Origin of the sequence: Acidocella sp., assembly GCF_036489515.1 — a bacterium.
In the GTDB taxonomy this organism is placed as follows: domain Bacteria; phylum Pseudomonadota; class Alphaproteobacteria; order Acetobacterales; family Acetobacteraceae; genus Acidocella.
Window position 1 is genome coordinate 1 of record NZ_DASXFO010000037.1, and the last position, 4106, is coordinate 4106.

A 4106-nucleotide genomic window follows, 5' to 3' on the forward strand; every position below is an offset into this window, starting at 1 on the left:
TTTCCGTACACTACCGCATTCCGACATAGTTTTCCGTATATATTTTAGCCCCCAAAAGCCCTAATTTTTGAGCGATCCAGGACGTTGACGGAAAACAGATGTTTTCCGTTGTCGCAACGAACCGGCGCCGATCATATAAAACCCCAAAAAACCCTTGAAATGCCTCGACATGGCCGATTCACCGTTCCCGGTTTGCCCCCTTATGTAGGAAAAATGGGCCGTTCGTTACTTCGGGCCACCACGCCAGGCTCAAGCGTTCCTATTCGCCCAATCCTTCATCTACGGCCATTTTCGGCCACGGCGGCATCTCATGACTGCCAAGGTCTATCGGGAGGGCCGGGCAACGGCGTTCATGGTGTGGCAGCAGGAGACGTGCGCGCGAACGGCAATCTGATCGCGCAATACGTTCGAAATCCAGTGTCACCCTGCCAGACACAGATTAACGTGACAATGCCTCACCGGGCGATCAAGCGAATGGTCAGAGCAATGTTGGGGTTCAAGGCCTTCGGGTCGGCGGCGATCACCATTGCAGGTATTGAGATCATGCACATGATCCGCAAAGGTCAATTACGATCGACAGAAAAGTTGCGTCCGGCGCAGCAGTTCTATTCGTTGGCAGGATAAGCCAGTTCCGTCTTCTCGACCGGATTCAGCCAGTTGCAAAATTTGCGACAGAACCGAACATCTTCGCCCTGGGTTGGATGAAGCTGCTTGGGCTTCGTACTTGCAATTGCGAGGTCGATAATCATATCTCCGGGCATGGTAATGGCTTTTGCCAAAGGCCAATTCCGCATGAAGCGTTACATCGGAGCGTTCCTTTGTGTCGGATTTGCCAGCGCGCTCTTGGGCTGCGTGGCTACGCGGCCGCAGCACCCCGTTGTCGCACCCGTTCCCGTCGTTGACAGACCGGCCGTTGCAAGTTCGCCCGCGCCCGCTCCATCGGTCACGGGGACCGCCTCGTGGTATCAAAGCAGTGGGCAGCTGCAACGCACCGCGTCGGGTCAAATGCTTAATAATAACGCTCTGACCGCCGCCTCGCCTACTCTTCCGATGGGCACAAAGGTTCGGGTTAAACGCCTCGACGGAAGCCAATCCGTCGTTGTGAAGGTGAATGATCGGATGCCATCCAACCATCGGCTAATAGACGTCTCCGCCTCTGCCGCGAAGAAGCTTGGGTTGAAGAAAAGCGGTGTGGCTAAGGTAACCGTTACACCGGTCGCGGCACAGTGATTTTTGATTTGGCCGGCCAAGGCTAGATATGGAAATTTTAATTTTTCAACAATGCGCTTTCGCGAACTCGGTCCCATCCCTTTAAGGAGGGCCGCGGCGACCGATAAGGCATCACCGTCCCCCAAACAGCGTCTCGGTCGGGTTATTGCGCCACAGATCGGCCGGGCGGAGATAGGCCAAGGCGACCTGCGGCGATTTATGGCGGGTCTGGCGCATCACCTCGGCGAGGCCGAGTCCGGCGTCCCCGGCGCCGGTCGCCAGGCCCGCGCGCAGCGAGTGCCCGGCATAGCGCGCCGGATCGAGGCCGGCCGCCGCCGCCGCCGCCTTGACCAGCCGCACCACCGCCTTGTCCGACAGCCCCTGCCCGGTGAGTTTGCCCCCCTTGGTCACGGCGACGAACAGCGGGCGGCCGCCTGACTCACCCACCCCGGCCAGATCCGCGCCCCGGTGCCGGAACTTCAGCCAAGTTTCGAGCGCCCCCAGCGGACAAAAGCCGGGGTCGGCCGGGTTGGCCCAGATCGCCACCTCTTGGCCCCGTCCCTGCTGGTCGGTTTTCGAGCGGCGGATCCGCACCCGCACGCCGCGGCCCGGCACGATCTCCACATCGGCGAGGGTCAGCGCCACCAGCTCGGAGCGGCGCAACGCCGCGCCGAAGCCGAGCAGCAGCATGGCGCGGTCGCGCGCCGCCAGCGCCGCCTTGAGAATCTCGTCGCGGCCGCAGGACGCCAGCATCGCGCGCAGCACCGTGGGCACGGCCGGGGCGGCCTGGCGCCGCGGCCGGCTCCCCACTGTGCGGGTGACGCCTTCCACCACCGGCGCCAGAAGCGGATCGCGCAGATCGAGGGGGTGGCCGGCGAGGCGGTAGGCGGTGGCGATCGCGGCCAGCGCGACGCGGATGGTGGCGACGGCGCGGCCGGTCTCGGCCAAATGCGTCACGTAGAGCGGCAGAGGCCCGGCCTCGGCGCGCGGCCCGGCGCCGGCGAAGGGATCGAGCCCGTGCCCGGCGCACCAGGCGGTGTATTTTCCCCAGGCCGCACGGTAGGCGCGCTGGGTGCCGGGGCCGAAGGCGCGGGTCGCATAGACGGCGGATTGGGCGGCCAGGTTGGCGAGTTCGGGACTGGGTGGGCCCGGGGCCGAAGCCCCCTGCCCCGGCTCGGCCGTGGCCGTGGCCGTTGCCGTTGGCGGTGCCGGATCCCGCTCTGCATGATCATAAGAAGAGGGCGCCCCGCCAGCTGCCGCCTCTGGGGCGGCGGCGGCGGGTTGCGGCGCGTCGGGGGCGTTTTCGGCATTCATGGCGCCAGCCTAGCAGCGTTGATTCCGTCCGAAAAGGGGGCTTATCGGACGGAATCAACCGCGGCCAAAAACCGCCTTTTCTCAAAAAGATGCTTATTTTACTTTTCTCGGTAAATAAGGTAACTTTGCGTATAACTCATTGATTCAGCGTCTCTACGCCACAGCACGCACCGGGGAGGCCATGCTCGATTTACTTTTGACGGCCCGCGCCGCGGAGTCCTCCCCACGTCCTGTTCCGCTCGCCGCTGCGCTGGCGCAGGCCGCGGCGACGTGCGGCCGGCTCGACCAGGCGGCCCAGAACCACCCGCTCCGGCCCGCCCTGCTGTTCCGCGCCCGGCTCGACGCGGTGCGCCGCATGGCCGCCGCCGACGGCCACCGGATCGACCCCTGGCACCTCGCCGCCCTGCTCGAAGGGTTGCGCCTGCGCATGGACTCCGAGCTGCGCATCATCGACCGCGGGCAGATTTTTGCCGCGGCGCGGCACGCGCTGGGGCTGCATCGCTGGCTGGTCGACCCGGATTTCGACCAAGAAGGTGCGGTGCAGCGCGCCGCTGCCCATCTGCACGCGCAAGCCGATCACGGCGGCACGCTGCTGACGGCGGGGGTCGCGGTCCATCGCTGGCTCGATGCCGGCGGCGCCCGGGCGCCGCTCCGCACGGCCCTGGTGCGCCATTGGCAAACGCGCGGCGTGTTCAGCCTGCCGCTCCCCTTGACCGGCGCGGCCGCCTTGACGCCGGAGACGCCCTGGGACCGCGACGCTTGGCTGCCGGCGTTCCTGACCAGCCTGGACGCCGAAGCAGCCGCGACACTGGACCTGCTGCGCGGGCTGGAGCGCGCCTGGCGGACCGCCCGTACCCTTATCATCGGTCGGCGCAAGAATTCGCACGCAGCCGCGGCGGTCGACCTCCTGGCGGCGGCGCCGCTGCTCTCCGCCACCTCGTTGGCGGCGGCGTTGGGCATCGCCGTGAAAAATGCCACGCGCCTGCTCGATGAATTCTGCCGCGACGGGATCGCGCTCGACGTCACACACCGCGCCAAGCGGCGGCTCTTCGCGCTCGCGAGCCTCGCCCCCTTGCGGGAGGCCGTCGCCGGGCCCCGGCGGCCCGCGCCGTTCCGGGGGCGGGGACGCCCGCCGCTCCTGCGCAACGAGGCGAGCGAAACGGAGATGGAGCCCCCGCCCCGCCCCCCTGCCCTTCCCCTCGCCCGCGCCGGGTTCGACTATGGCGACTTGGACGCGGCCCTCGCGGCCATGGAGGCGACCATCCGCCGGACCCGCTCGGCCCTGGAACGCGTTGGCGCGGGCGATTAGGTTTGGTTGCAGGCTAGTAGATGCGCTTCACTTAGACGATCCTTGCAAATCGGCTTTGAGGGGGCCCCTTTCGCCTCTCAACGGTGGTCCCGCCTGGTCGCAGAGTTTTCCACGATTTTAGTGACTTACTTGGTGATCGATTGGGTTTTTGCGCCTTTCAGAGGTCAATCGCCATGGCGGCTCACAGCAGTACACCCATGGCCGGAGCAGCTGCCGGCCCCTCCTCCTAAGGAGATATTTTGCGATATAAACAAACATCCCTTTTATAGCCTAG

Annotated in this window: 3 protein-coding genes and 1 pseudogene; 3 read left to right on the forward strand and 1 reads right to left on the reverse strand. The window is 65.6% G+C overall.

Features of this window, described 5'->3' with window-relative positions; all coding sequences use genetic code 11:
- Positions 1-456: 456 nt before the first annotated feature.
- Together VGG47_RS05530 and VGG47_RS15610 are read left to right on the forward strand one after the other, a co-directional pair.
- Positions 457-624 (forward strand): annotated as a pseudogene (locus VGG47_RS05530) (IS6 family transposase); the annotation flags it as partial.
- Between the two features lie 168 nt (positions 625-792).
- Positions 793-1230 (forward strand): septal ring lytic transglycosylase RlpA family protein, encoded by a 438-nt coding sequence (locus VGG47_RS15610; RefSeq protein ID WP_408841565.1) that lies wholly within the window; start codon positions 793-795, stop codon positions 1228-1230.
- 111 nt (positions 1231-1341) lie between these two features.
- Here VGG47_RS15610 and VGG47_RS05535 read toward each other — a convergent pair whose 3' ends face one another.
- Positions 1342-2523 (reverse strand): site-specific integrase, encoded by a 1182-nt coding sequence (locus VGG47_RS05535; protein ID WP_331536260.1) that lies wholly within the window; start codon positions 2521-2523, stop codon positions 1342-1344.
- Between the two features lie 181 nt (positions 2524-2704).
- Here VGG47_RS05535 and VGG47_RS05540 point away from each other — a divergent pair, with 181 nt between their 5' ends.
- Positions 2705-3832, forward strand: coding sequence for a hypothetical protein (locus VGG47_RS05540; RefSeq protein ID WP_331536262.1), 1128 nt, complete (start codon positions 2705-2707; stop codon positions 3830-3832).
- Positions 3833-4106: the final 274 nt, after the last annotated feature.